Genomic DNA, 21,364 nt, shown 5'->3' on the forward strand with positions numbered 1-21,364 from the left:
TCGTTTTTGTTGCCTTTGACGAACGGCTTAACGTATTGCGGGGCAATCAGTTTTACCTCGTGGCCCAATGCCTCAACCTGTCGAGCCAGCCAGTGGGCACCGCCACACGACTCCATCACCACCGTGCAGGCCGGCAGTTGGGCCAATGTGCCGAGCAATTGGCTGCGGCTGGTTTTCTTGCGCAAAACCTGATGACCTTTGGCGTCCTGGCCGTGCAGATGGAAACTGTGTTTACCAATGTCGATGCCGAGAAGCGTCATCGTGTTCATGAGAGATCCTCCGCCGAAAACGAGAAAAGCCCTGCAAGCGTAAACCTGCAGGGCTTCTCGGTCAGGCTGACCATCTCATTAAACCCGGCATGCCGGGTTTTTTATTTTGATGCGGTTTATTGCGGCGACGTGTCCAGTGGCTCCGGTGTCGGGACCGGTACGGTCTCGACGCTGTCGACGTCCTTCTGGATCTGGTCCAGCAACGAGCCTGGCTTGGCCGGTTTTTCCGATTCCTGCTGCTCGGTGTTCTTGGTCGGATCGGTGACGGTAGTACCGCTTTCCTTGCCCATGATGGCTTCGTCACGGCTTACGCCAGGCATGAAATCGCCCGACAGGCTGACGAGTTGGTCATTGGCATTGAAGATAACGCTGATGCGTTCCTGCTGGCGCTCACCGCCGCCAGGCTGCAAGCTGTAGAGATAATCCCAGCGATCGGCGTGGAACGTGTCGGTCAACAGGGGGTTACCCATGATAAACCGTACTTGCCGACGGGTCATTCCGGGGCGTAACTGGTCTATCATGTCCTGCGTGACGACATTGCCCTGCTGGATGTCGATTTTGTAAACCCCGGGGAATGAACAACCGGCGAGTGCGAGCAGTCCCACGAAGGTGAAACTGGTTAGCAAGAGCTTGGTGTTTTGCATCGGTGGGCGACTTCCACTATCTTGGCTGGGACAACGTAAACGCCGATCATACCCGCATTAAGAGAAGCTGCGAAGCAGCATCGCGAGAAAGCTGACCATGGTTGAAAATAGCGAACTACGCAAAGCAGGCCTCAAGGTGACCTTGCCAAGGGTCAAGATTCTGCAAATGCTCGACTCCGCCGAGCAGCGGCACATGAGTGCCGAAGACGTCTACAAGGCCCTCATGGAAGCTGGCGAGGACGTCGGTCTGGCCACGGTTTACCGTGTACTGACTCAATTCGAGGCTGCCGGGCTTGTGGCTCGTCATAATTTCGATGGCGGTCATGCGGTTTTCGAACTGGCTGACGGGGAACATCACGATCACATGGTGGACGTGGAAAGCCGTGAGGTCATCGAATTCGTCAGTCCTGAAATCGAAAAGCTGCAAAAAGCAATTGCTGAAGACTATGGTTTCGAGCTGATCGATCACCATCTCGTCTTGCACGTACGTAAAAAGAAATAAGCTTTCGAAATGTAAAAAGGCGACCCTGGGGTCGCCTTTTTACATTTCAGCTCTTCAGATTTTTGTCGCGACGACCATTTTCTTCGCGTGAGCCAAGGACTCCTTGGTCAGGTCGATGCCCCCGAGCATGCGCGCCACTTCTTCGACTCGCTCGCTCTTGTTGAGCTTGGACACGGCGGTACGAGTGTCTTCCTCGCCCCTTACCTTGTGGACAAACAGGTGCTGATGCCCCTGTGCGGCAACCTGGGGCAGGTGGGTCACCGTCAGGACCTGGCCGCGTTCGCCTAAACGGCGTAGCAGCTGACCGACAATTTCCGCCGTGGGACCGCCAATGCCCACGTCCACCTCGTCGAATACCAGGGTCGGTACGCGTGAGGTCTGCGCGGTGATGACCTGGATGGCCAGGCTGATCCGAGACAATTCGCCGCCGGATGCGACTTTTGCCAACGCCTTGAGCGGTTGTCCCGGGTTGGCGCTGACCAGTAACTCCACCTGCTCCAGTCCGTTGGGCTGCAGTTCGTCGCCGGCGTTGGGGTGCAATTCGATGGTGAAACGGCCGCCTGGCATGCCCAGGCGCTGGATTTCCTGCTCCACGGCGCTGGCCAGCTTCGTCGCGGCCTGGTGGCGCAGCTCGCTGAGCTCCTTGGCCTTTTCCTGATAGTGGCGGGCATAGGAGGCCAGTTCGTCGCCCAGGCGTTCGATGGATTCATCGTTAGCGTTCAGGGTTTCGAGTTCCTCGAGCAGGCGCTGTTGCAGCTCGATGACGTCGGTCGGCTGGACACGGTGCTTGCGGGCCAGCGTATAGATCGTGTCCAGGCGTTCTTCCAGGTATTGCAGGCGCGCCGGGTCGGCGTCGAAGTGATCGAGGAACCGGTTCAGTTCTCCGACGGCTTCCTCGACCTGGATCTGGGCGCTGGTCAGCAGGTTGGTCGCTTCGCTCAGCGAGCCGACGGAATTGTTCACGCTGGTGAGCCGGTTCAGGCTGGCGGTCAGGGCGCTGAGGACGTTGCCCGAATCGCTTTCGCTGCATTGCTCGACCACTTGCCGACAGATGCCCAGCAGGGTTTCGGCATTGGTCAGGTTCTTGTGTTCCTGCTCCAGCTCCTCCAGCTCGTTTTCACCCAGCGCCAGGTTTTCCAGCTCTTCGAGCTGGTAGCTCAGCAATTGATGGCGGGCACGTTGTTCGTCGCCGGAGTTGGAGAGCCGGTCCAGTTCCTGCCGGGTCTGGCGCCAGCGCTGGGCGGCCAGCTGGACCTGGCGGGCCAGGTCGGTGGCGCCGGCGTATTCATCAAGCAGGCGGCGATGGGTATCGGTCTTGAGCAGGGACTGGTGTTCGTGCTGGCTATGAATGTCGATCAGCAGCTCGCCAAGGGCCTTGAGATCACCCAGGGGGCAGGGCGTGCCATTGATGTAGCCCCGGGAACGCCCCTCCGCGGTGATGACCCGGCGCAGGATGCACAGACCGTCGGTATCCAGGTCGCGCTCGGCCAGCCAGGCGCTGGCCTCGGGGATATCCACCAGGTCGAAGGTGGCCAGGATGTCTGCCTTGTCCGCCCCGGGCCGCACGACGCCGCTGTCGGCGCGGTCGCCCAGGGTCAGGCCCAGGGCGTCCAGCATGATGGACTTGCCGGCGCCGGTTTCACCGGTGATCACGCTCATGCCTCGATCGAGTTCAAGGTCGAGGTGTTCGACGATGGCGTAATTGTGTACGGACAGGTGAACCAGCATAAAGGCCGCTCCCAGGCTTCAGGTCTGGTTATTTATACAGTGTTTTGTTTTGGGCTGACAATGCCTTCGCTTAGCTCGATTTGCTTAGGTGGTGGGATTTCTTAGCGCGACCGGTAATAGATATGCAGCTGTTTTTTGTAAGGTCAATTCGTCGGTCGGCCCTTGAAGCTGGAAAACCCGGCCCCATATACGGGGGCAGAAGCGCGAGTCGAGCCTCGCGGACGAAATTGAAAGGAGAAATCTATGGCTGACGAACAGACACCGGATACGCAAAATCTAGACGCCAATCAGGCTCCCCAGGATTCGGGCGAAGACCTGGCGGCACGTGTGCAAGTGCTCGAGGAGCAACTGGCGGGTGCGCAGGATCAGGCGTTGCGTGTCGCAGCCGACCTGCAGAACGTTCGCCGTCGCGCCGAGCAGGATGTTGAAAAGGCTCACAAATTCGCCTTGGAGCGGTTCGCCGGCGACCTGCTGCCGATCATCGACAGCCTGGAGCGCGGCCTGGAACTGTCCAGCCCGGACGACGAGAACATTCGTCCGATGCGCGAAGGCATCGAGCTGACCCTGAAGATGTTCCAGGACACCCTCAAGCGTTATCAGCTGGAAGCCATCGATCCTCACGGCGAACCCTTCAACGCCGAGCACCACCAGGCCATGGCGATGCAGGAAAGTGCCGACGTCGAGCCGAACAGCGTGCTGAAAGTTTTCCAGAAAGGCTACCTGCTCAACGGCCGCCTGTTGCGTCCGGCCATGGTCGTGGTCAGCAAGGCGCCGGCACCGGTTTCACCTTCTATTGACGAGCAGGCTTGAAATCGGGCGCAGCGGCCCCATTTAAGAAGTCAAGCGTTTAAGTGCTACCGCAGTTAGCCACCACTGCTGCGGCAACAAAATCCAAGTTCCGGGAGAGTTAACATGGGCAAGATCATCGGTATTGACCTGGGGACCACCAACTCGTGCGTCTCCGTATTGGAAAACGGCAAGGCCAAGGTTATCGAAAACGCTGAAGGCGCGCGTACCACGCCGTCGATTATCGCGTACGCCAACGACGGCGAAATCCTGGTGGGCCAGTCGGCCAAGCGCCAGGCAGTGACCAATCCGCACAACACCCTGTACGCGGTGAAGCGTCTGATCGGTCGCAAGTTCGACGAAGAAGTCGTTCAGAAAGACATCAAGATGGTGCCGTACAAGATCGCCAAGGCCGACAACGGTGACGCCTGGGTCGAAGTGAACAGCCAGAAAATGGCTCCGCCACAGATCTCGGCTGAAATCCTGAAGAAAATGAAGAAGACCGCCGAAGATTACCTCGGCGAGGCTGTGACCGAGGCGGTCATCACCGTACCGGCCTACTTCAACGACAGCCAGCGTCAGGCTACCAAGGACGCCGGCCGCATCGCGGGCCTGGACGTAAAACGTATCATCAACGAACCGACTGCCGCCGCCCTGGCGTACGGCATGGACAAGGCCAAGGGCGATCACACCGTGATCGTGTATGACCTGGGTGGTGGTACCTTCGACGTTTCCGTGATCGAAATCGCGGAAGTCGATGGCGAGCACCAGTTCGAAGTATTGGCCACCAACGGTGACACCTTCCTCGGTGGCGAGGACTTCGACATCCGCCTGATCGACTACCTGGTCGACGAGTTCAAGAAAGAAACCGGCATGAACCTCAAGGGTGACCCGCTGGCGATGCAGCGTCTGAAGGAAGCTGCCGAGAAAGCCAAGATCGAGCTGTCTTCGAGCCAGTCGACCGACGTGAACCTGCCGTACATCACCGCAGACGCCACCGGTCCTAAGCACCTGAACGTGAAAATCTCCCGTGCCAAGCTCGAAGCACTGGTTGAAGACCTGGTTCAGCGCACCATCGAACCTTGCCGCATTGCGATGAAGGATGCCGGTATCGACGTTGGCGCGATCAACGACGTGATCCTCGTCGGCGGTCAGACCCGTATGCCGCTGGTCCAGAAGCTGGTTACCGATTTCTTCGGCAAGGAGCCACGCAAGGACGTTAACCCGGACGAAGCCGTTGCCATGGGTGCTGCCATCCAGGGCGCCGTTCTGGCCGGTGACGTGAAGGACGTTCTGCTGCTCGACGTCAGCCCGCTGACCCTGGGTATCGAAACCATGGGCGGTGTGATGACTGCGCTGATCGAGAAGAACACCACGATTCCTACCAAGAAATCCCAGGTGTTCTCGACTGCCGACGACAACCAGAGCGCGGTGACCATCCACGTGCTGCAAGGTGAGCGCAAGCAGGCTGCCCAGAACAAGTCCCTGGGCAAGTTCGACCTGGCCGAGATTCCACCGGCTCCACGTGGCGTGCCGCAAATCGAAGTGACCTTCGACATCGACGCCAACGGCATTCTGCACGTAGGTGCGAAGGACAAGGCTACCGGCAAGACTCAGTCGATCGTGATCAAGGCCAACTCCGGTCTTTCCGAGGAAGAAATCCAGCAGATGGTTCGCGATGCCGAGGTCAACGCCGAGGAAGACCGCAAGTTCGAAGAGCTGGCCAGTGCCCGTAACCAGGGTGATGCGCTGGTGCACTCGACTCGCAAGATGGTGGCGGATGCCGGCGACAAAGTGACCGCTGAAGAGAAGACTGCGATCGAAGCGGCCGTGGTTGCCCTGGAAGCTGCCGTCAAGGGCGACGACAAGGCTGCCATCGAAGCGAAGATCGAGGAGCTGTCCAAAGTCTCCGCTCCAGTGGCCCAGAAGATGTACGCCGAACAGGCTCAGCCGGCTGAAGGTGCTGCGCAGCAAGGCGAGTCGGCTGGCAAGGCTGACGATGTCGTCGATGCCGAGTTCGAAGAAGTGAAAGAAAACAAGTAACTGCTTGTTGGTCGGCCGGTTGACTGCGTTTGTGCGGTGACTGGTAGGATGTCGCCGCGCGGGGGCTTGCTCCCGCGTTGGCGTGTCTGGAGCCAACGAATTTTTACAGCATGCGACAGCGTTCGGGTGCTGGCGGCGTGATCGGGAATGCTCCTGCTTTCCGAACGACAGACGCTGCGTTTTGGCCGGGTACCTGGCTGAAAGATTTAAGACCAGGATCGTTGAATCGGCGTTGGGTCCGAGCCTGTTTTGGGGGCTCAACGAGTTGGGCGAGGCTCAGGAGAGTTTTGCCGGACGTCCTATAAGAGTGCAAAGACTAATGGCGAAGCGTGATTTTTACGAAGTATTGGGTGTAGAGCGGGGGGCCAGCGAGGCGGAGCTGAAAAAGGCTTATCGTCGCCTGGCAATGAAGCATCACCCGGACCGTAATCCCGGCGATAAAGCGTCGGAGGAGCTGTTCAAGGAAGCCAACGAAGCGTACGAAGTGCTGTCCGACTCCAGCAAGCGTGCGGCTTACGACCAGTATGGCCATGCCGGTATCGATCCGAGCATGGGCGGTGGCGGTGCCGGGTTCGGCGGTCAGAACTTCTCCGATATCTTCGGCGACGTGTTCAGTGATTTCTTCGGTGGCGGTCGCGGCGGTGCCCGGGGCGGCGCCCAGCGTGGCAGCGACTTGCGCTACACGCTGGAATTGAACCTGGAAGAAGCGGTGCGCGGCACCACCGTCAACATCCGCGTGCCGACGCTGGTCAATTGCAAGCCGTGCGACGGTTCGGGGGCCAAGAAAGGGTCCTCGCCGGTTACCTGCCCGACCTGCGGCGGTATCGGTCAGGTTCGCATGCAGCAAGGCTTCTTCTCGGTGCAGCAGACCTGCCCGCGTTGCCATGGCCAAGGCAGAATCATTTCCGACCCGTGCGATTCCTGCCATGGCGAAGGCCGTGTCGAAGAATACAAGACGCTGTCGGTCAAGGTGCCGGCCGGTGTCGATACCGGTGACCGCATCCGCCTGTCCGGTGAAGGCGAAGCGGGTGCCCAGGGTGGCCCGACTGGCGACCTGTATGTGGTGATCAACGTGCGTGAGCACTCGATCTTCCAGCGCGACGGCAAGCATCTGTTCTGTGAGGTGCCGATCAGCTTCGTCGACGCAGCGCTGGGTGGCGAACTCGAGATCCCGACCCTGGATGGCCGGGTGAAGCTGAAGATCCCCGAGGGGACGCAGACCGGCAAGCAGTTCCGGATTCGCGGCAAGGGCGTCGCTCCCGTGCGTGGCGGCGGTGCCGGTGACCTGATGTGTCGTGTCGCGGTAGAGACGCCGGTGAATCTGAGTCGTCGTCAGCGCGAATTGCTGGAAGAGTTCCGCAGCTCGCTGGCCGACGACAACAGTCACTCACCGAAAACCACCGGTTGGTTCGAAGGCGTGAAGCGCTTCTTCGGCGATCTGTAAGGAGGTCGCATGCGACGTATAGCTGTGATGGGCGCTGCAGGGCGCATGGGCAAGGCGTTGGTCGAGGCCGTGCAGCAGCGTTCGCCGCTCTCGGGGCTGACGGCGGCCATCGTTCGGCCTGACAGCACCCTGGTGGGGGCTGATGCCGGTGAACTGGCCTCCCTTGGACGTATCGGTGTCCCGATGTCCGGTGGCCTGGAAAAGGTGCTGGACGAGTTCGATGTCCTGATCGATTTCACGCTGCCGGATGTCATGCTGAAGAACCTCGCCGTCTGCCGCAAGCACGGTAAGGCCATGGTCATCGGTACCACTGGCCTGGATGCCGCGCAGAAGCAATTGCTCGCGGATGCTGGCAAGGATATTCCGATCGTGTTCGCGGCGAACTTCAGCGTCGGCGTGAACCTGTCGCTGAAATTGCTCGACCTGACCGCTCGCGTGCTGGGGGATGATGCGGATATCGAAATCATCGAGGCGCATCACCGGCACAAGATCGATGCACCATCGGGCACCGCCTTGCGCATGGGGGAAGTGATTGCCGATGCGCTGGGGCGTGACCTGCAGGAAGTGGCGGTCTATGGGCGCCAGGGGCACACCGGCGCGCGGGAGCGGGACACCATCGGTTTCGCGACCGTGCGTGGCGGGGATGTGGTAGGTGACCATACCGTGCTGTTCGCCACCGAAGGCGAACGCCTGGAAATCACCCATAAGGCTTCCAGTCGGATGACATTCGCCAAGGGCGCCGTGCGTGCCGCGCTGTGGCTGGATGGGCGCGAGCCTGGGCTGTACGACATGCAGGACGTCCTCGACCTGCGTTGATGTCTTCGAGGCGGGGTTCGGGTTACACTGAGCCCCGTTTTGCACCGCTTCGCGACGCCCTGTCGCATTCCCCTGCCTTTAAGGCTCATTAGCGGTGGACCAAAAAAGCCTTTTTCTGTAAGCTACAGCTTTAGTGTGTCCACTAAAAGCGCGCAGAATAATTCAGTGTAAAGAAGCGGGGTGACGTGTCCATACGTCACTCCGCTTTTTTACAACCTGCGATCGCCCTTTCAGGCTTTATTTACGGGAGGTCTTCTTGACTAAGCCAGCCATACTCGCCCTTGCTGATGGCAGCATTTTTCGCGGCGAAGCCATTGGAGCCGACGGTCAGACCGTTGGTGAGGTGGTGTTTAACACCGCAATGACCGGCTATCAGGAAATTCTTACCGATCCTTCCTACGCCCAGCAGATCGTTACCCTGACTTACCCGCACATCGGCAACACCGGCACCACGCCGGAAGACGCCGAGTCCGATCGTGTCTGGTCCGCCGGCCTGGTCATCCGTGACCTGCCGCTGGTAGCGAGCAACTGGCGTAACACCATGTCCCTGTCCGACTACCTGAAAGCCAACAACGTCGTGGCGATCGCTGGAATCGACACCCGTCGCCTGACTCGCATCCTCCGGGAAAAAGGCGCGCAGGACGGCTGCATCATGGCCGGAGACAACATTTGCGAAGAAGCGGCCATCGCCGCCGCCCAAGGCTTCCCTGGCCTGAAGGGCATGGACCTGGCCAAGGTGGTCAGCACCAAGCAGCAGTACGAGTGGCGCTCCTCGGTCTGGGACCTGAAGATCGACGGCCATCCGACGATCGAAGCGTCCGAATTGCCGTACCACGTCGTTGCATACGACTACGGCGTCAAGCTGAACATCCTGCGCATGCTCGTGGCGCGCGGCTGCCGTGTGACCGTGGTCCCGGCGCAGACCCCGGCGGCCGACGTCCTGGCCCTAAAGCCCGACGGTGTGTTCCTGTCCAACGGCCCGGGCGACCCCGAGCCTTGCGACTATGCAATCCAGGCGATCAAGGATGTGCTGGAAACCGAGATTCCGGTCTTCGGCATCTGCCTCGGTCACCAGTTGCTGGCCCTGGCCTCGGGCGCCAAGACGCTGAAGATGGGCCACGGCCATCATGGCGCCAACCACCCGGTCCAGGATCTGGATACCGGTGTCGTGATGATCACCAGCCAGAACCACGGCTTCGCCGTGGACGAAGCGACCCTGCCGGCCAATGTGCGGGCAATCCACAAGTCGCTGTTCGATGGCACGCTGCAAGGCATCGAGCGAACCGACAAGAGCGCCTTCAGCTTCCAGGGCCACCCTGAAGCCAGCCCGGGCCCGAACGATGTGGCTCCGCTGTTCGATCGCTTCATCAATGAAATGGCCAAGCGACGCTGACCGCGTGAAGCCCGAGGGCGGCCCCGCATGCGGAGGCCCCCACGGGCGCTTCAAAGATTGTTCGACGGCCTAGCCGACAGACCTGCGGATTTGAGTGACAAACCCATGCCAAAACGTACAGACATAAAAAGCATCCTGATTCTCGGCGCTGGCCCGATCGTCATCGGCCAGGCCTGCGAGTTCGACTATTCCGGCGCCCAGGCCTGCAAGGCCCTGCGCGAGGAGGGCTACCGCGTCATCCTGGTGAACTCCAACCCGGCCACCATCATGACCGACCCGGCCATGGCCGACGCCACCTATATCGAGCCGATCAAGTGGCAGACCGTTGCCAAGATCATCGAAAAGGAGCGCCCGGACGCGCTGTTGCCGACCATGGGTGGCCAGACCGCGCTGAACTGCGCCCTGGACCTCGAGCGTGAAGGCGTCCTGGAGAAGTTCGGTGTGGAAATGATCGGCGCCAATGCCGACACCATCGACAAGGCCGAAGACCGCTCGCGTTTCGACAAGGCGATGAAGTCCATCGGCCTGGAGTGCCCGCGCTCGGGCATCGCCCACAGCATGGAAGAAGCCAACGCCGTGCTGGAGCGTCTCGGTTTCCCTTGCATCATCCGTCCCTCCTTCACCATGGGTGGCACCGGTGGTGGCATCGCTTACAACCGTGAAGAATTCGAAGAGATCTGCTCCCGTGGCCTGGACCTGTCGCCGACCAAGGAACTGCTGATCGACGAATCGCTGATCGGCTGGAAAGAGTACGAGATGGAAGTGGTCCGCGACAAAAAGGACAACTGCATCATCGTCTGCTCCATCGAAAACTTCGACCCGATGGGTGTGCACACCGGTGACTCGATCACCGTCGCGCCGGCCCAGACCCTGACCGACAAGGAATACCAGATCCTGCGTAACGCCTCCCTGGCGGTACTGCGCGAGATCGGCGTGGAAACCGGCGGTTCCAACGTCCAGTTCGGCATCTGCCCGAACACAGGCCGGATGGTGGTCATCGAAATGAACCCGCGGGTGTCCCGTTCGTCGGCCCTGGCCTCCAAGGCGACCGGCTTCCCGATCGCCAAGGTCGCCGCCAAGCTGGCCGTCGGCTACACCCTGGACGAGTTGTCGAACGACATCACCGGCGGCAAGACCCCGGCATCCTTCGAACCGTCCATCGACTACGTCGTTACCAAGCTGCCACGTTTCGCCTTCGAGAAATTCGCCAAGGCCGACGCCCGCCTGACGACCCAGATGAAGTCGGTGGGTGAAGTCATGGCCATCGGCCGGACGTTCCAGGAATCCCTGCAGAAAGCGCTTCGTGGCCTGGAAGTGGGTGTTTGCGGTCTCGATCCGAAGGTCGACCTGAACAACCCGGAAAGCATGAGCGAGCTCAAGCGCGAGCTGACCGTGCCGGGTGCCGAGCGTATCTGGTACGTGGCCGACGCCTTCCGTGCCGGCATGACCGTCGAGCAGATCTTCGGCATGAACATGATCGATCCATGGTTCCTGGTGCAGATCGAAGATCTGGTCAAGGAAGAGGAGAAGGTCAAGACCCTGGGCATGTCCAGTATCGACCGCGATACCATGTTCCGCCTCAAGCGCAAGGGTTTCTCCGACATGCGCCTGGCCAAGCTGCTGGGTGTGACCGAGAAGAGCCTGCGTGCGCATCGCCACAAGCTCGAAGTGTTCCCGGTCTACAAGCGCGTCGACACTTGCGCCGCCGAATTCGCCACCGACACCGCCTACCTGTACTCCACGTACGAGGAAGAGTGCGAGGCGGCGCCATCGGGCCGTGACAAGATCATGATCCTGGGCGGCGGTCCGAACCGGATCGGCCAGGGTATCGAGTTCGACTATTGCTGCGTACACGCCGCACTGGCCCTGCGCGACGACGGGTATGAGACCATCATGGTCAACTGCAACCCGGAAACCGTATCCACCGACTACGACACCTCCGATCGCCTGTACTTCGAGCCAGTGACCCTGGAAGACGTGCTGGAAATCGTTCGCGTCGAGAAGCCAAAGGGCGTGATCGTCCAGTATGGCGGCCAGACGCCGCTGAAACTGGCCCGTGCCCTGGAGGCCGCCGGCGTGCCGATCATCGGTACCAGCCCGGATGCGATCGACCGCGCCGAAGACCGTGAGCGCTTCCAGCAGATGGTCGAGCGCCTGAACCTGCGTCAGCCACCTAACGCCACCGTGCGCAGCGAAGACGAAGCGATTCGTGCCGCCGCCAAGATCGGTTATCCGCTGGTGGTGCGTCCATCCTATGTACTGGGCGGTCGGGCGATGGAAATCGTCTATCAAGAGGAAGAGCTCAAGCGCTACCTGCGCGAAGCGGTCCAGGTGTCCAACGACAGCCCGGTGCTGCTGGACCATTTCCTCAACTGCGCCATCGAAATGGACGTGGATGCGGTCTGTGACGGCAAGGACGTGGTGATCGGCGCGATCATGCAGCACATCGAGCAGGCTGGCGTTCACTCCGGCGACTCGGCCTGTTCGCTGCCGCCGTACTCGTTGCCGGCGCACCTGCAGGACGAAATGCGCGAGCAGGTCAAGAAAATGGCCCTGGAACTGGGTGTGGTCGGCCTGATGAACGTGCAGCTGGCGCTTCAGGGCGAAGACATCTACGTCATCGAGGTCAACCCGCGCGCGTCCCGTACCGTGCCGTTCGTGTCCAAGTGCATCGGTGTTTCCCTGGCGATGATCGCGGCGCGCGTCATGGCCGGCAAGACCCTGGCCGAACTGAACTTCACCAAGGAAATCATTCCGAACTTCTACAGCGTGAAAGAGGCGGTGTTCCCATTCGCCAAATTCCCTGGTGTGGACCCGATCCTCGGCCCGGAAATGAAGTCCACCGGTGAAGTGATGGGGGTGGGCGACACCTTCGGCGAGGCTTTCGCCAAGGCCCAGATGGGCGCCAGCGAAGTCCTGCCAACAGGCGGCACGGCGTTCATCAGCGTGCGTAATGACGACAAGCCACTGGTTGCAGGCGTGGCCCGTGATCTGATCAACTTGGGCTTCGAAGTGGTTGCCACTGCCGGTACCGCCAAAGTGATCGAGGCGGCGGGCCTGAAAGTGCGCCGCGTGAACAAGGTGACCGAAGGGCGTCCGCATGTGGTCGACATGATCAAGAATGACGAAGTCACGCTGATCATCAACACCACTGAGGGTCGCCAGTCGATCGCCGATTCCTATTCCATTCGTCGCAATGCACTGCAGCACAAGATCTATTGCACAACGACCATTGCTGCGGGCGAAGCGATCTGCGAAGCGCTCAAGTTCGGTCCCGAGAAGACCGTGCGCCGCTTGCAGGATCTACATGCAGGATTGAAGGCATGAGCATAACCAAGTACCCCATGACCGTTCAGGGCGCTCGCGCCCTGGAAGCCGAGCTGGCCCACCTGACCAAGGTCGAGCGTCCGCGCTTGAGCCAGGCTATCGGTGAGGCCCGCGAATTGGGCGATCTCAAGGAAAACGCCGAATACCATGCCGCCCGCGAGGAACAGGGCATGGTCGAGGCGCGTATCCGGGATATCGAAGGCCGCATGCAGAACGCCGTGATCATCGACGTCACGACGATTGAGCATACGGGCAAGGTGATTTTCGGTACCACCGTGGAAATCGCCAACGTCGAGACCGATGAAAGCGTGACCTACCAGATCGTTGGTGAGGACGAAGCAGACATCAAGCTCGGCAAGATATCCGTTGGTTCGCCCATCGCCCGCGCCTTGATTGCCAAGGAGGAAGGGGATGTGGTCGCGGTAAAGACGCCGGGTGGCGTCATCGAGTACGAGATTGTCGAAGTCCGCCACATCTGAGCGAGGCCGCCTGCTGAAAGCGGGCGCCATGCTTTGGCAGCTGACCCAGATGTTATGGGTGGGCGGCCTCTGGTTGCTACACATCGGTATGCTGCCGGTGCTGGGTCGGATCGGCCTGGCGCCGCTGCTGATCGATGAAATAGCTGGCATGCTGACGCTGCTGCTGGTCATCTTCTCGGCAGTGTGTGTCGTATTCCAGGCCTTGGTACTGGTTCAGGTCGAGGGCCTTTCGAGCCTATGGCGCGACATGCGTGGGCAGTTGCTGCTCATGGCGCTGTATGCGTGCGGGATGTTCTTCGCGGTTCGTCTCGGCTGGCCGGATGCGAGTCGGTGGCAGGTATTCAGTTACCTGGTGCTGGGTTTCTCTGGCTTGGTGCTGGTGCTGCAGCCGGTTCCGGGGTGGAGCGGCAGGGTACGCGAAGCGCACCCTTGAGCTTTGATTGGCGTTACTTGAAGCGGTGAACGTTCGACAGTTGTTTGTTGACGCTGAAATTCTTGCGATAAATCAACGCCATCTTGCCGATGACCTGCACCAGGTCGGCCTTGCCGGCCTTGCACAGTTCAGCGATGGCAGCCAGGCGGGCTTCGCGATCGAGGATGTTGAGCTTGATCTTGATCAGCTCATGATCGCTCAGGGCGCGTTCCAGCTCGGCCAGTACACCTTCAGTCAAACCGTTGTCAGCCACAGTCAAAACCGGTTTCAGATGGTGGCCAATGGATTTGTATTGTTTCTTCTGCTCTTGAGTGAGCGGCATAATCTGACCCCTGCGTCTGATCTTGTAAAAAAGCGGCGGCCAGTTTACCCGAGCGCGTCCGGGACCGCCCACTTAATCACGACCCGTTTTTATTCAGAGGTGGCCTGTGGCCCGTTCCAAGACTAGCCAGAACTGGCTCAAAGAGCATTTCAACGATCCATACGTCAAGATGGCGCAGAAAGACGGCTATCGCTCGCGTGCCAGCTACAAGCTGCTGGAGATCCAGGAAAAGGACCGGCTCATCCGTCCCGGCATGACCGTGATCGATCTCGGCGCGGCGCCTGGTGGGTGGTCCCAGGTGACCAGTCGTCTGATTGGCGGGCAAGGTCGCTTGATCGCTTCCGACATCCTGGAGATGGACAGCATCCCCGATGTGACCTTCATCCAGGGCGATTTCACAGAAGACGCCGTGCTGGCGAAAATCCTGGAGGCCGTCGGAAATACGCAGGTGGACCTTGTGATTTCCGATATGGCCCCCAATATGAGTGGATTGGCGGCTGTCGACATGCCCCGTGCGATGTTTCTCAGCGAACTGGCCCTGGATCTCGCCGGGCGGGTTCTGCGTCCAGGCGGTGATTTTCTGATCAAGGTCTTCCAGGGCGAAGGCTTCGACGAATACCACAAGGGCATCCGCAAGTTGTTCGACAAGGTGCAGATGCGCAAGCCATTGTCGTCTCGCGACCGCTCCCGCGAACAGTATCTGTTGGCGCGTGGCTTCCGCGGGATCGAGGGTTCGGCCAGCGATGAGCGTCTTTGAAAGGGTCGATAGGTTTTTTTATTTCGCATTGCAAACGTCGCGTAACGAAAATTATGCGGTCAAAGTTTCACAAAGGGTTACAGACGGCGCCTGCCAGGGTCGTAGGTAATGTAGTAAGTTAGGCCGGTGAATATCATGCGAGGCGCGCGCCGTCAGCGGAGCCAGCTTCAGAGGGTAGTTAATTGAACGACATGGCAAAGAATCTGATCCTGTGGTTGATCATCGCCGCTGTCCTTGTGACGGTGATGAACAACTTCTCCAGCCCTAACGAGCCGCAGACCCTCAACTATTCCGACTTCATTCAGCAGGTCAAGGATGGCAAGGTCGAGCGCGTTGCCGTCGATGGCTATGTGATCACCGGCAAGCGTACCGATGGCGACAGCTTCAAGACCATTCGTCCGGCCATCCAGGACAATGGCCTGATCGGCGACCTGGTGGACAACCATGTCGTGGTCGAAGGCAAGCAGCCTGAGCAGCAAAGCATCTGGACCCAGCTCCTGGTGGCCAGCTTCCCGATCCTGGTGATCATCGCGGTGTTCATGTTCTTCATGCGCCAGATGCAGGGCGGTGCCGGAGGCAAGGGCGGGCCGATGAGCTTTGGCAAGAGCAAGGCGCGCCTGCTTTCCGAAGACCAGGTCAAGACCACGCTGGCTGACGTCGCTGGTTGTGACGAAGCCAAGGAAGAAGTCGGCGAGCTGGTGGAATTCCTTCGTGATCCGGGCAAGTTCCAGCGCCTGGGTGGCCGCATCCCTCGTGGCGTGCTGATGGTCGGCCCGCCCGGTACCGGCAAGACCTTGCTGGCCAAGGCGATTGCCGGCGAAGCCAAGGTGCCGTTCTTCACGATTTCCGGCTCCGACTTCGTCGAGATGTTCGTCGGCGTGGGTGCCAGCCGTGTTCGCGACATGTTCGAACAGGCCAAGAAGCATGCGCCATGCATCATCTTCATCGACGAAATCGACGCCGTTGGTCGCCACCGTGGCGCCGGCATGGGTGGCGGTCACGATGAGCGCGAGCAGACCCTCAACCAGTTGCTGGTGGAGATGGATGGCTTCGAAATGAACGACGGCATCATCGTGATTGCCGCGACCAACCGTCCTGACGTGCTCGACCCCGCACTGTTGCGTCCAGGCCGCTTCGACCGCCAGGTCGTGGTAGGGCTGCCGGATATTCGTGGTCGGGAGCAGATCCTCAAGGTTCACATGCGCAAGGTGCCAATGGGTGACGACGTTGCTCCTGCGGTCATCGCTCGCGGCACGCCGGGCTTCTCCGGTGCCGACCTGGCCAACCTGGTGAACGAGGCGTCGTTGTTCGCCGCCCGCTCCGGCAAGCGCGTCGTGGAAATGAAGGAATTCGAGCTGGCCAAGGACAAGATCATGATGGGCGCCGAGCGCAAGACCATGGTCATGTCGGAAAAGGAAAAGCGCAACACCGCGTATCACGAGGCGGGGCATGCCATCGTGGGCCGGGTGGTGCCTGAGCACGATCCCGTCTACAAGGTTTCGATCATCCCCCGTGGTCGTGCGCTGGGCGTGACCATGTTCCTGCCGGAAGAGGATCGCTACAGCCTGTCCAAGCGTGCCTTGATCAGCCAGATCTGTTCGTTGTACGGCGGTCGTATCGCCGAGGAAATGACCCTGGGCTTCGATGGTGTGACCACCGGGGCGTCCAACGACATCATGCGTGCCAGCCAGATTGCCCGGAACATGGTCACCAAGTGGGGCCTGTCCGAAAAGCTGGGGCCTCTGATGTATGCGGAAGAAGAGGGCGAGGTGTTCCTCGGTCGTGGTGGTACCGGCCAGCACGCCAGTTTCTCGGGTGATACCGCTAAGCTGATCGACTCCGAAGTACGCAGCATCATCGACCAGTGCTACGGCACCGCCAAGCAGATCCTTACGGACAACCGTGACAAGCTCGATGCCATGGCCGATGCGTTGATGAAATATGAAACCATCGATGCCGAGCAGATCGACGACATCATGGCGGGCCGTCCTCCTCGTGAACCTCGCGACTGGTCGGGTGGTACCGGTACTCCAGGTACTCCTCCAGCGGTACAGGGCGAGCGCCCGGAAACACCGATCGGTGGTCCGGCTGCTGATGTCTAAGGCTTGAAATGACTTCTGTACAGTCCTCGACCCGGTTGCTTTGCGGCAACCGGGTTCTTGATTTGGCCCGCGTGCATGTCATGGGCATTCTCAATGTCACCCCCGATTCCTTTTCCGATGGTGGCCGATACAGCCAGCTCGATGCTGCGCTGCGGCATGCCGAAGGCATGGTGGCGGCCGGCGCGACGCTGATCGATGTTGGCGGCGAATCGACCCGGCCGGGCGCACGAGCCGTCTCGCCCGTCGAAGAGCTGGAGCGGGTGGCGCCGATTGTCGAACGCATCCATCGCGAACTTGATGTCATAATTTCGGTCGATACGTCCACGCCGGCGGTCATGCGCGAAAGCGCGCGACTTGGGGCGGGGCTGATCAATGACGTCCGCGCCTTGCGGCGCGATGGAGCCCTGGATGCCGCGGCGGCTACCGGCCTGCCGGTGTGTCTGATGCATATGCTCGGCGAGCCCGGAACCATGCAGGACGATCCTCGTTATGGTGACGTGACCCGGGAGGTGGGCGAGTTCCTCGCGGAACGCCTGAAGCAGTGCGTCGCGGCGGGTATCCCTGCCGAAAAGATCGTGCTGGATCCCGGGTTCGGTTTTGCCAAGACCTTGGCTCACAACCTGAGCCTGTTCAAGCACATGGAGGCATTGCATGCCCTGGGGCGGCCGTTGTTGGTCGGCGTCTCGCGAAAGAGCATGATAGGCAATGCCCTGGGTCGACCGGTGGGAGAGCGCCTGTATGGCGGTCTTGCGCTCGCGGCCCTGGCTGTTACAAAAGGCGCGCGCCTGCTGCGGGTGCATGATGTGGCCGAAACGATGGATATCGTACGGATGATCGCAGCGGTGGAATCAGCCGAATAAGAATGACGGAGCACTTATGAGCAAGAAATACTTTGGCACCGACGGCATTCGTGGTCGGGTCGGCGAGTACCCCATTACACCTGATTTCATGCTCAAGCTCGGCTGGGCCGCTGGCATGGCGTTCCGCAAGATGGGCGCCTGCAAGGTGCTGGTCGGCAAGGACACGCGCATTTCCGGCTACATGTTCGAGTCGGCTCTTGAGGCTGGTCTGACCTCGGCGGGTGCCGATGTGATGCTGCTGGGGCCGATGCCGACGCCGGCCATTGCCTACCTGACGCGTACCTTCCATGCGCAGGCGGGTATCGTCATCAGTGCTTCTCATAATCCCCATGATGACAACGGCATCAAGTTTTTCTCCGGCAAGGGCACCAAGCTGCCGGACGAAGTCGAGCTGATGATCGAAGAGCTGCTGGATACCCCGATGACGGTGGTCGAGTCGAGCAAGATCGGCAAGGTATCGCGGATCAACGACGCATCGGGTCGCTATATCGAATTCTGCAAGGGCAGCGTGCCCACCGGTACCAGCTTCTCCGGGCTGAAAGTCGTCGTCGATTGCGCTCATGGCGCCACCTATAAAGTCGCACCGAGTGTATTCCGCGAATTGGGTGCCGATGTCGTGGTGCTTTCTGCCCAGCCGAACGGGCTGAACATCAACCACAACTGTGGCTCCACCCATACCGACGCCTTGCAGGCTGCGGTCCTGGCAGAGCAGGCCGATATCGGGATCGCCTTCGATGGCGATGGCGATCGGGTCCTGATGGTCGATCACACCGGCACGGTCGTGGATGGGGACGAGCTGCTGTTCATCATCGCTCGCGATCTGCATGAGCGCGGCAAGCTGAAGGGCGGTGTGGTCGGTACTCTGATGAGCAATCTCGGGCTCGAGCTGGCCCTGGCGGACCTGGATATCCCGTTCGTGCGAGCCAACGTCGGCGACCGTTATGTCATTTCGGAGCTGCTGGAGCGCGAGTGGGTCATCGGTGGTGAAAACTCCGGCCATATCGTGTGCTTCGACCACACCACGACCGGCGACGCGATCATCGCCGCCTTGCAGGTGTTGATGGCGCTCAAGGCGCGCAATGAAAGTCTGGCCCAATCGCGTCAAGCGTTGCGCAAATGCCCGCAAGTGCTGATCAATGTGCGTTTCGGTGGTGGTGCGAACCCGCTCGAGCATGAGACGGTCAAGCAGGCCAGCGAGCGCGTGACCCAGGCGATGGCGGGACGTGGGCGCGTGTTGCTGCGCAAGTCCGGTACGGAGCCCCTGGTGCGCGTCATGGTCGAAGGCGAGGATGAAGCACAGGTCCGCGGTTATGCCGAAGAGCTGGCGAAGCTTGTTAGTGAAGTTTCTGCCTGAATTCGGCTTGCCAGTCATGAATCGGTTGGGTAACATCTGCGCCCACTTTGACCGACGAGGTACAGCATGCGTCGCCCTATGGTAGCTGGTAACTGGAAGATGCACGGTACCCGCGCCAGCGTCGCTGAGCTGATCAACGGCCTTCGTCATCTGGCCTTGCCAAGCGGTGTTGATGTCGCGGTATTCCCGCCTTGCTTGTATATCAACCAAGTGGTTGATGGCTTGAAAGGCAAGTCGATCTCGGTCGGCGCGCAGAACTCTGCGGTGGAATCCATGCAGGGTGCGTTGACGGGCGAGATTGCGCCGAGTCAGTTGGTGGATGCAGGTTGCTCCCTGGTCCTGGTTGGGCATTCCGAGCGTCGCCAGATCATGGGCGAGCAGGACAAGACCTTGATCCGCAAGTTTGCTGCAGCTCAGGCCTGTGGTCTGATCCCGGTGTTGTGCGTAGGGGAAACCCTCGCGCATCGTGAGGCCGGCAGGACCATTGAGGTTGTCGGGCGTCAGCTCGGCAGCATCATCGAAGACCTGGGTGTCGGTGCTTTTGCAAAGGCAGTCATTGCCTACGAGCCTGTCTGGGCCATTGGTACCGGGCTGACGGCTTCGCCGCAACAGGCGCAGGATGTGCACGCCGCCATCCGCGCGCAGTTGGCGGAAGAGAATTCTGAAGTGGCACGAGGTGTGCGGCTTCTATACGGCGGCAGCGTGAAGGCGGCCAATGCGGCCGAACTGTTCGGCATGCCGGATATCGATGGGGGGCTCATTGGTGGAGCGTCCCTGAATGCAGATGAGTTCGGTGCGATCTGTCGCGCCGCGGGAAACTGAAAAAATGCTGGAAACAGTCGTAGTCGTTTTTCATCTGCTGGGTGCACTGGGTGTAGTTGCTCTCGTACTGCTGCAGCAGGGTAAAGGTGCGGATGCTGGTGCGTCTTTCGGTGCAGGTGCTTCAAATACTGTATTCGGAAGCCAAGGTTCCTCTACCTTTCTTAGTAAGTTTACTGCTATACTCGCCGCCGGTTTCTTCTTGACCAGCTTAGGGTTAGGTTACTTTGCTAAAGAGAAAGCTCAAGAGCTGACTCAAGTAGGTTTGCCAAACCCGGCAGTACTGGAAGTGCCAAAGCAACAACCGGCTTCTGATGATGTCCCGGTGCTTCAAGAGCAAAAGTCGGCCAACTCGGCGACTGACGTGCCTCCAGCTCAAGAGCAGAAGTAAGAAGGTTTCAAGCGCTGTATTTGCCGAGGTGGTGGAATTGGTAGACACGCAACCTTGAGGTGGTTGTGCCCATAGGGTGTAGGGGTTCGAGTCCCCTTCTCGGTACCAATTGAACAGGAGAGCCCGCAGTTGCGGGCTTTCTTGTAGGTGGAAGGTTACATTGACCCTATAAGGGATCGGTCGTATACTTTTGCCCCAGCTTTGTCGCGGGATGGAGCAGCCTGGTAGCTCGTCGGGCTCATAACCCGAAGGTCGTCGGTTCAAATCCGGCTCCCGCAACCAGTTTCAGGGCCCCTTCCAAGGGGCTTTTTGTTAGCTGGACACTTTACAACGCCGCTGTTCAACGGCGTTTCAGGGATGGGCGATTCGCCCATTTTTTTTTATTTGCACAGCATGCACAAACATGCACGAGGGGGTTCAGGTGTCGAGCAAGCTAGAACAGTTGCAGGCCTTGTTGGCCCCGGTGGTCGTGGCCCTTGGCTATGAATGCTGGGGTATTGAGTTTTCGGCTCAAGGTCGCCACTCACTGTTGCGCGTTTATATCGATAAGGAAGGCGGCGTGCTGGTGGACGACTGTGCCATCGTCAGCCGTCAGATCAGCGGTGTACTGGATGTTGAAGATCCTATCAGCAGCGAATACACCCTTGAAGTTTCCTCGCCTGGCATGGAGCGCCCTCTGTTCACTCTCGAACAGTTTGCCTCGTTTGCCGGGGAACAAGTAAAGATCAAGCTGCGCTCGCCTTTTGAAGGACGACGCAACTTTCAAGGCCTTCTGCGCGGTGTAGAAGAGCAGGACGTCGTGGTGCAGGTAGATGACCATGAGTTCCTGTTGCCGATCGATATGATCGACAAGGCCAACATTATTCCCAGTTTTGACTGATACGTGCCAGATACT

General features: G+C 59.8%; 19 protein-coding genes, 2 tRNA genes and 1 pseudogene. 18 read left to right on the top strand and 4 right to left on the bottom strand.

Annotation, left to right across the window (positions count from 1 at the left end; all coding sequences use genetic code 11):
- Together BLP99_RS07940 and BLP99_RS07945 are read right to left on the bottom strand one after the other, a co-directional pair.
- Window positions 1–269 (bottom strand): annotated as a pseudogene (locus tag BLP99_RS07940) (IS110 family transposase); the annotation flags it as partial.
- A 116-nt stretch (window positions 270–385) separates the two neighbouring features.
- A complete protein-coding gene (locus BLP99_RS07945) occupies window positions 386–913 on the bottom strand; it encodes an outer membrane protein assembly factor BamE (protein WP_072388581.1) in 528 nt (175 codons plus the stop codon).
- A 97-nt stretch (window positions 914–1,010) separates the two neighbouring features.
- Between BLP99_RS07945 and fur the strand changes: the two genes are divergently transcribed.
- Window positions 1,011–1,415 carry a ferric iron uptake transcriptional regulator gene (fur, locus tag BLP99_RS07950; protein ID WP_072388579.1) on the top strand — a complete coding sequence of 135 codons (405 nt, stop codon included), beginning with the start codon at window positions 1,011–1,013 and terminating at the stop codon, window positions 1,413–1,415.
- 54 nt (window positions 1,416–1,469) lie between these two features.
- Here fur and recN read toward each other — a convergent pair whose 3' ends face one another.
- Window positions 1,470–3,143, bottom strand: a complete 1,674-nt coding sequence (recN, locus tag BLP99_RS07955; RefSeq protein WP_072458705.1) for a DNA repair protein RecN — start codon at window positions 3,141–3,143, stop codon at window positions 1,470–1,472.
- A gap of 243 nt (window positions 3,144–3,386) precedes the next feature.
- Between recN and grpE the strand changes: the two genes are divergently transcribed.
- From grpE to BLP99_RS07995, 8 genes are all read left to right on the top strand, one after another.
- A complete protein-coding gene (grpE, locus tag BLP99_RS07960) occupies window positions 3,387–3,953 on the top strand; it encodes a nucleotide exchange factor GrpE (RefSeq protein ID WP_072388575.1) in 567 nt (188 codons plus the stop codon).
- Window positions 3,954–4,055: 102 nt separating this feature from the next.
- Complete coding sequence (gene dnaK / locus BLP99_RS07965; RefSeq protein WP_072388573.1) at window positions 4,056–5,972, top strand: molecular chaperone DnaK; 1,917 nt, start codon at window positions 4,056–4,058, stop codon at window positions 5,970–5,972.
- Window positions 5,973–6,291: 319 nt separating this feature from the next.
- The gene (dnaJ, locus tag BLP99_RS07970) at window positions 6,292–7,416 is read left to right on the top strand and encodes a molecular chaperone DnaJ (protein ID WP_072388571.1); all 1,125 of its coding nucleotides are present in this window, start codon (window positions 6,292–6,294) and stop codon (window positions 7,414–7,416) included.
- 9 nt (window positions 7,417–7,425) lie between these two features.
- Complete coding sequence (dapB, locus tag BLP99_RS07975; protein WP_072388569.1) at window positions 7,426–8,232, top strand: 4-hydroxy-tetrahydrodipicolinate reductase; 807 nt, start codon at window positions 7,426–7,428, stop codon at window positions 8,230–8,232.
- 256 nt (window positions 8,233–8,488) lie between these two features.
- Entirely contained in the window at window positions 8,489–9,625 is a 1,137-nt protein-coding gene (gene carA / locus BLP99_RS07980; RefSeq protein WP_072430732.1) for a glutamine-hydrolyzing carbamoyl-phosphate synthase small subunit, read from the top strand.
- A gap of 105 nt (window positions 9,626–9,730) precedes the next feature.
- The gene (carB, locus tag BLP99_RS07985) at window positions 9,731–12,952 is read left to right on the top strand and encodes a carbamoyl-phosphate synthase large subunit (protein ID WP_072388565.1); all 3,222 of its coding nucleotides are present in this window, start codon (window positions 9,731–9,733) and stop codon (window positions 12,950–12,952) included.
- 2 nt (window positions 12,953–12,954) lie between these two features.
- A complete protein-coding gene (gene greA, locus BLP99_RS07990; protein WP_072388757.1) occupies window positions 12,955–13,431 on the top strand; it encodes a transcription elongation factor GreA in 477 nt (158 codons plus the stop codon).
- A gap of 28 nt (window positions 13,432–13,459) precedes the next feature.
- Window positions 13,460–13,864, top strand: coding sequence for an MFS transporter (locus BLP99_RS07995; RefSeq protein WP_092180124.1), 405 nt, complete (start codon window positions 13,460–13,462; stop codon window positions 13,862–13,864).
- Window positions 13,865–13,877: 13 nt separating this feature from the next.
- On the opposite strand, the gene BLP99_RS08000 is transcribed toward BLP99_RS07995, so the two are convergent.
- The gene (locus tag BLP99_RS08000) at window positions 13,878–14,186 is read right to left on the bottom strand and encodes a YhbY family RNA-binding protein (protein WP_072388561.1); all 309 of its coding nucleotides are present in this window, start codon (window positions 14,184–14,186) and stop codon (window positions 13,878–13,880) included.
- 106 nt (window positions 14,187–14,292) lie between these two features.
- Between BLP99_RS08000 and rlmE the strand changes: the two genes are divergently transcribed.
- The 9 genes from rlmE to rimP all read left to right on the top strand — a co-directional run bounded on the left by rlmE (window position 14,293) and on the right by rimP (window position 21,349).
- Entirely contained in the window at window positions 14,293–14,943 is a 651-nt protein-coding gene (rlmE, locus tag BLP99_RS08005) for a 23S rRNA (uridine(2552)-2'-O)-methyltransferase RlmE (RefSeq protein ID WP_053152126.1), read from the top strand.
- Window positions 14,944–15,134: 191 nt separating this feature from the next.
- A complete protein-coding gene (gene ftsH / locus BLP99_RS08010; RefSeq protein WP_072388559.1) occupies window positions 15,135–17,045 on the top strand; it encodes an ATP-dependent zinc metalloprotease FtsH in 1,911 nt (636 codons plus the stop codon).
- An 8-nt stretch (window positions 17,046–17,053) separates the two neighbouring features.
- Window positions 17,054–17,905 carry a dihydropteroate synthase gene (gene folP / locus BLP99_RS08015; protein ID WP_072388557.1) on the top strand — a complete coding sequence of 284 codons (852 nt, stop codon included), beginning with the start codon at window positions 17,054–17,056 and terminating at the stop codon, window positions 17,903–17,905.
- A 16-nt stretch (window positions 17,906–17,921) separates the two neighbouring features.
- Entirely contained in the window at window positions 17,922–19,259 is a 1,338-nt protein-coding gene (gene glmM, locus BLP99_RS08020) for a phosphoglucosamine mutase (RefSeq protein ID WP_092180127.1), read from the top strand.
- Window positions 19,260–19,325: 66 nt separating this feature from the next.
- Entirely contained in the window at window positions 19,326–20,081 is a 756-nt protein-coding gene (gene tpiA / locus BLP99_RS08025) for a triose-phosphate isomerase (RefSeq protein ID WP_072388553.1), read from the top strand.
- A gap of 4 nt (window positions 20,082–20,085) precedes the next feature.
- A complete protein-coding gene (gene secG / locus BLP99_RS08030; RefSeq protein WP_072388551.1) occupies window positions 20,086–20,469 on the top strand; it encodes a preprotein translocase subunit SecG in 384 nt (127 codons plus the stop codon).
- Window positions 20,470–20,491: 22 nt separating this feature from the next.
- A tRNA-Leu gene (locus tag BLP99_RS08035) sits at window positions 20,492–20,577 on the top strand.
- 97 nt (window positions 20,578–20,674) lie between these two features.
- Window positions 20,675–20,751, top strand: a tRNA-Met gene (locus tag BLP99_RS08040).
- 139 nt (window positions 20,752–20,890) lie between these two features.
- Complete coding sequence (gene rimP / locus BLP99_RS08045) at window positions 20,891–21,349, top strand: ribosome maturation factor RimP (protein ID WP_072388755.1); 459 nt, start codon at window positions 20,891–20,893, stop codon at window positions 21,347–21,349.
- The last annotated feature ends 15 nt before the right edge of the window (window positions 21,350–21,364 follow it).

This window comes from Pseudomonas sp. NFACC32-1 (genome assembly GCF_900101215.1).
Taxonomy (GTDB): Bacteria; Pseudomonadota; Gammaproteobacteria; order Pseudomonadales; family Pseudomonadaceae; genus Aquipseudomonas.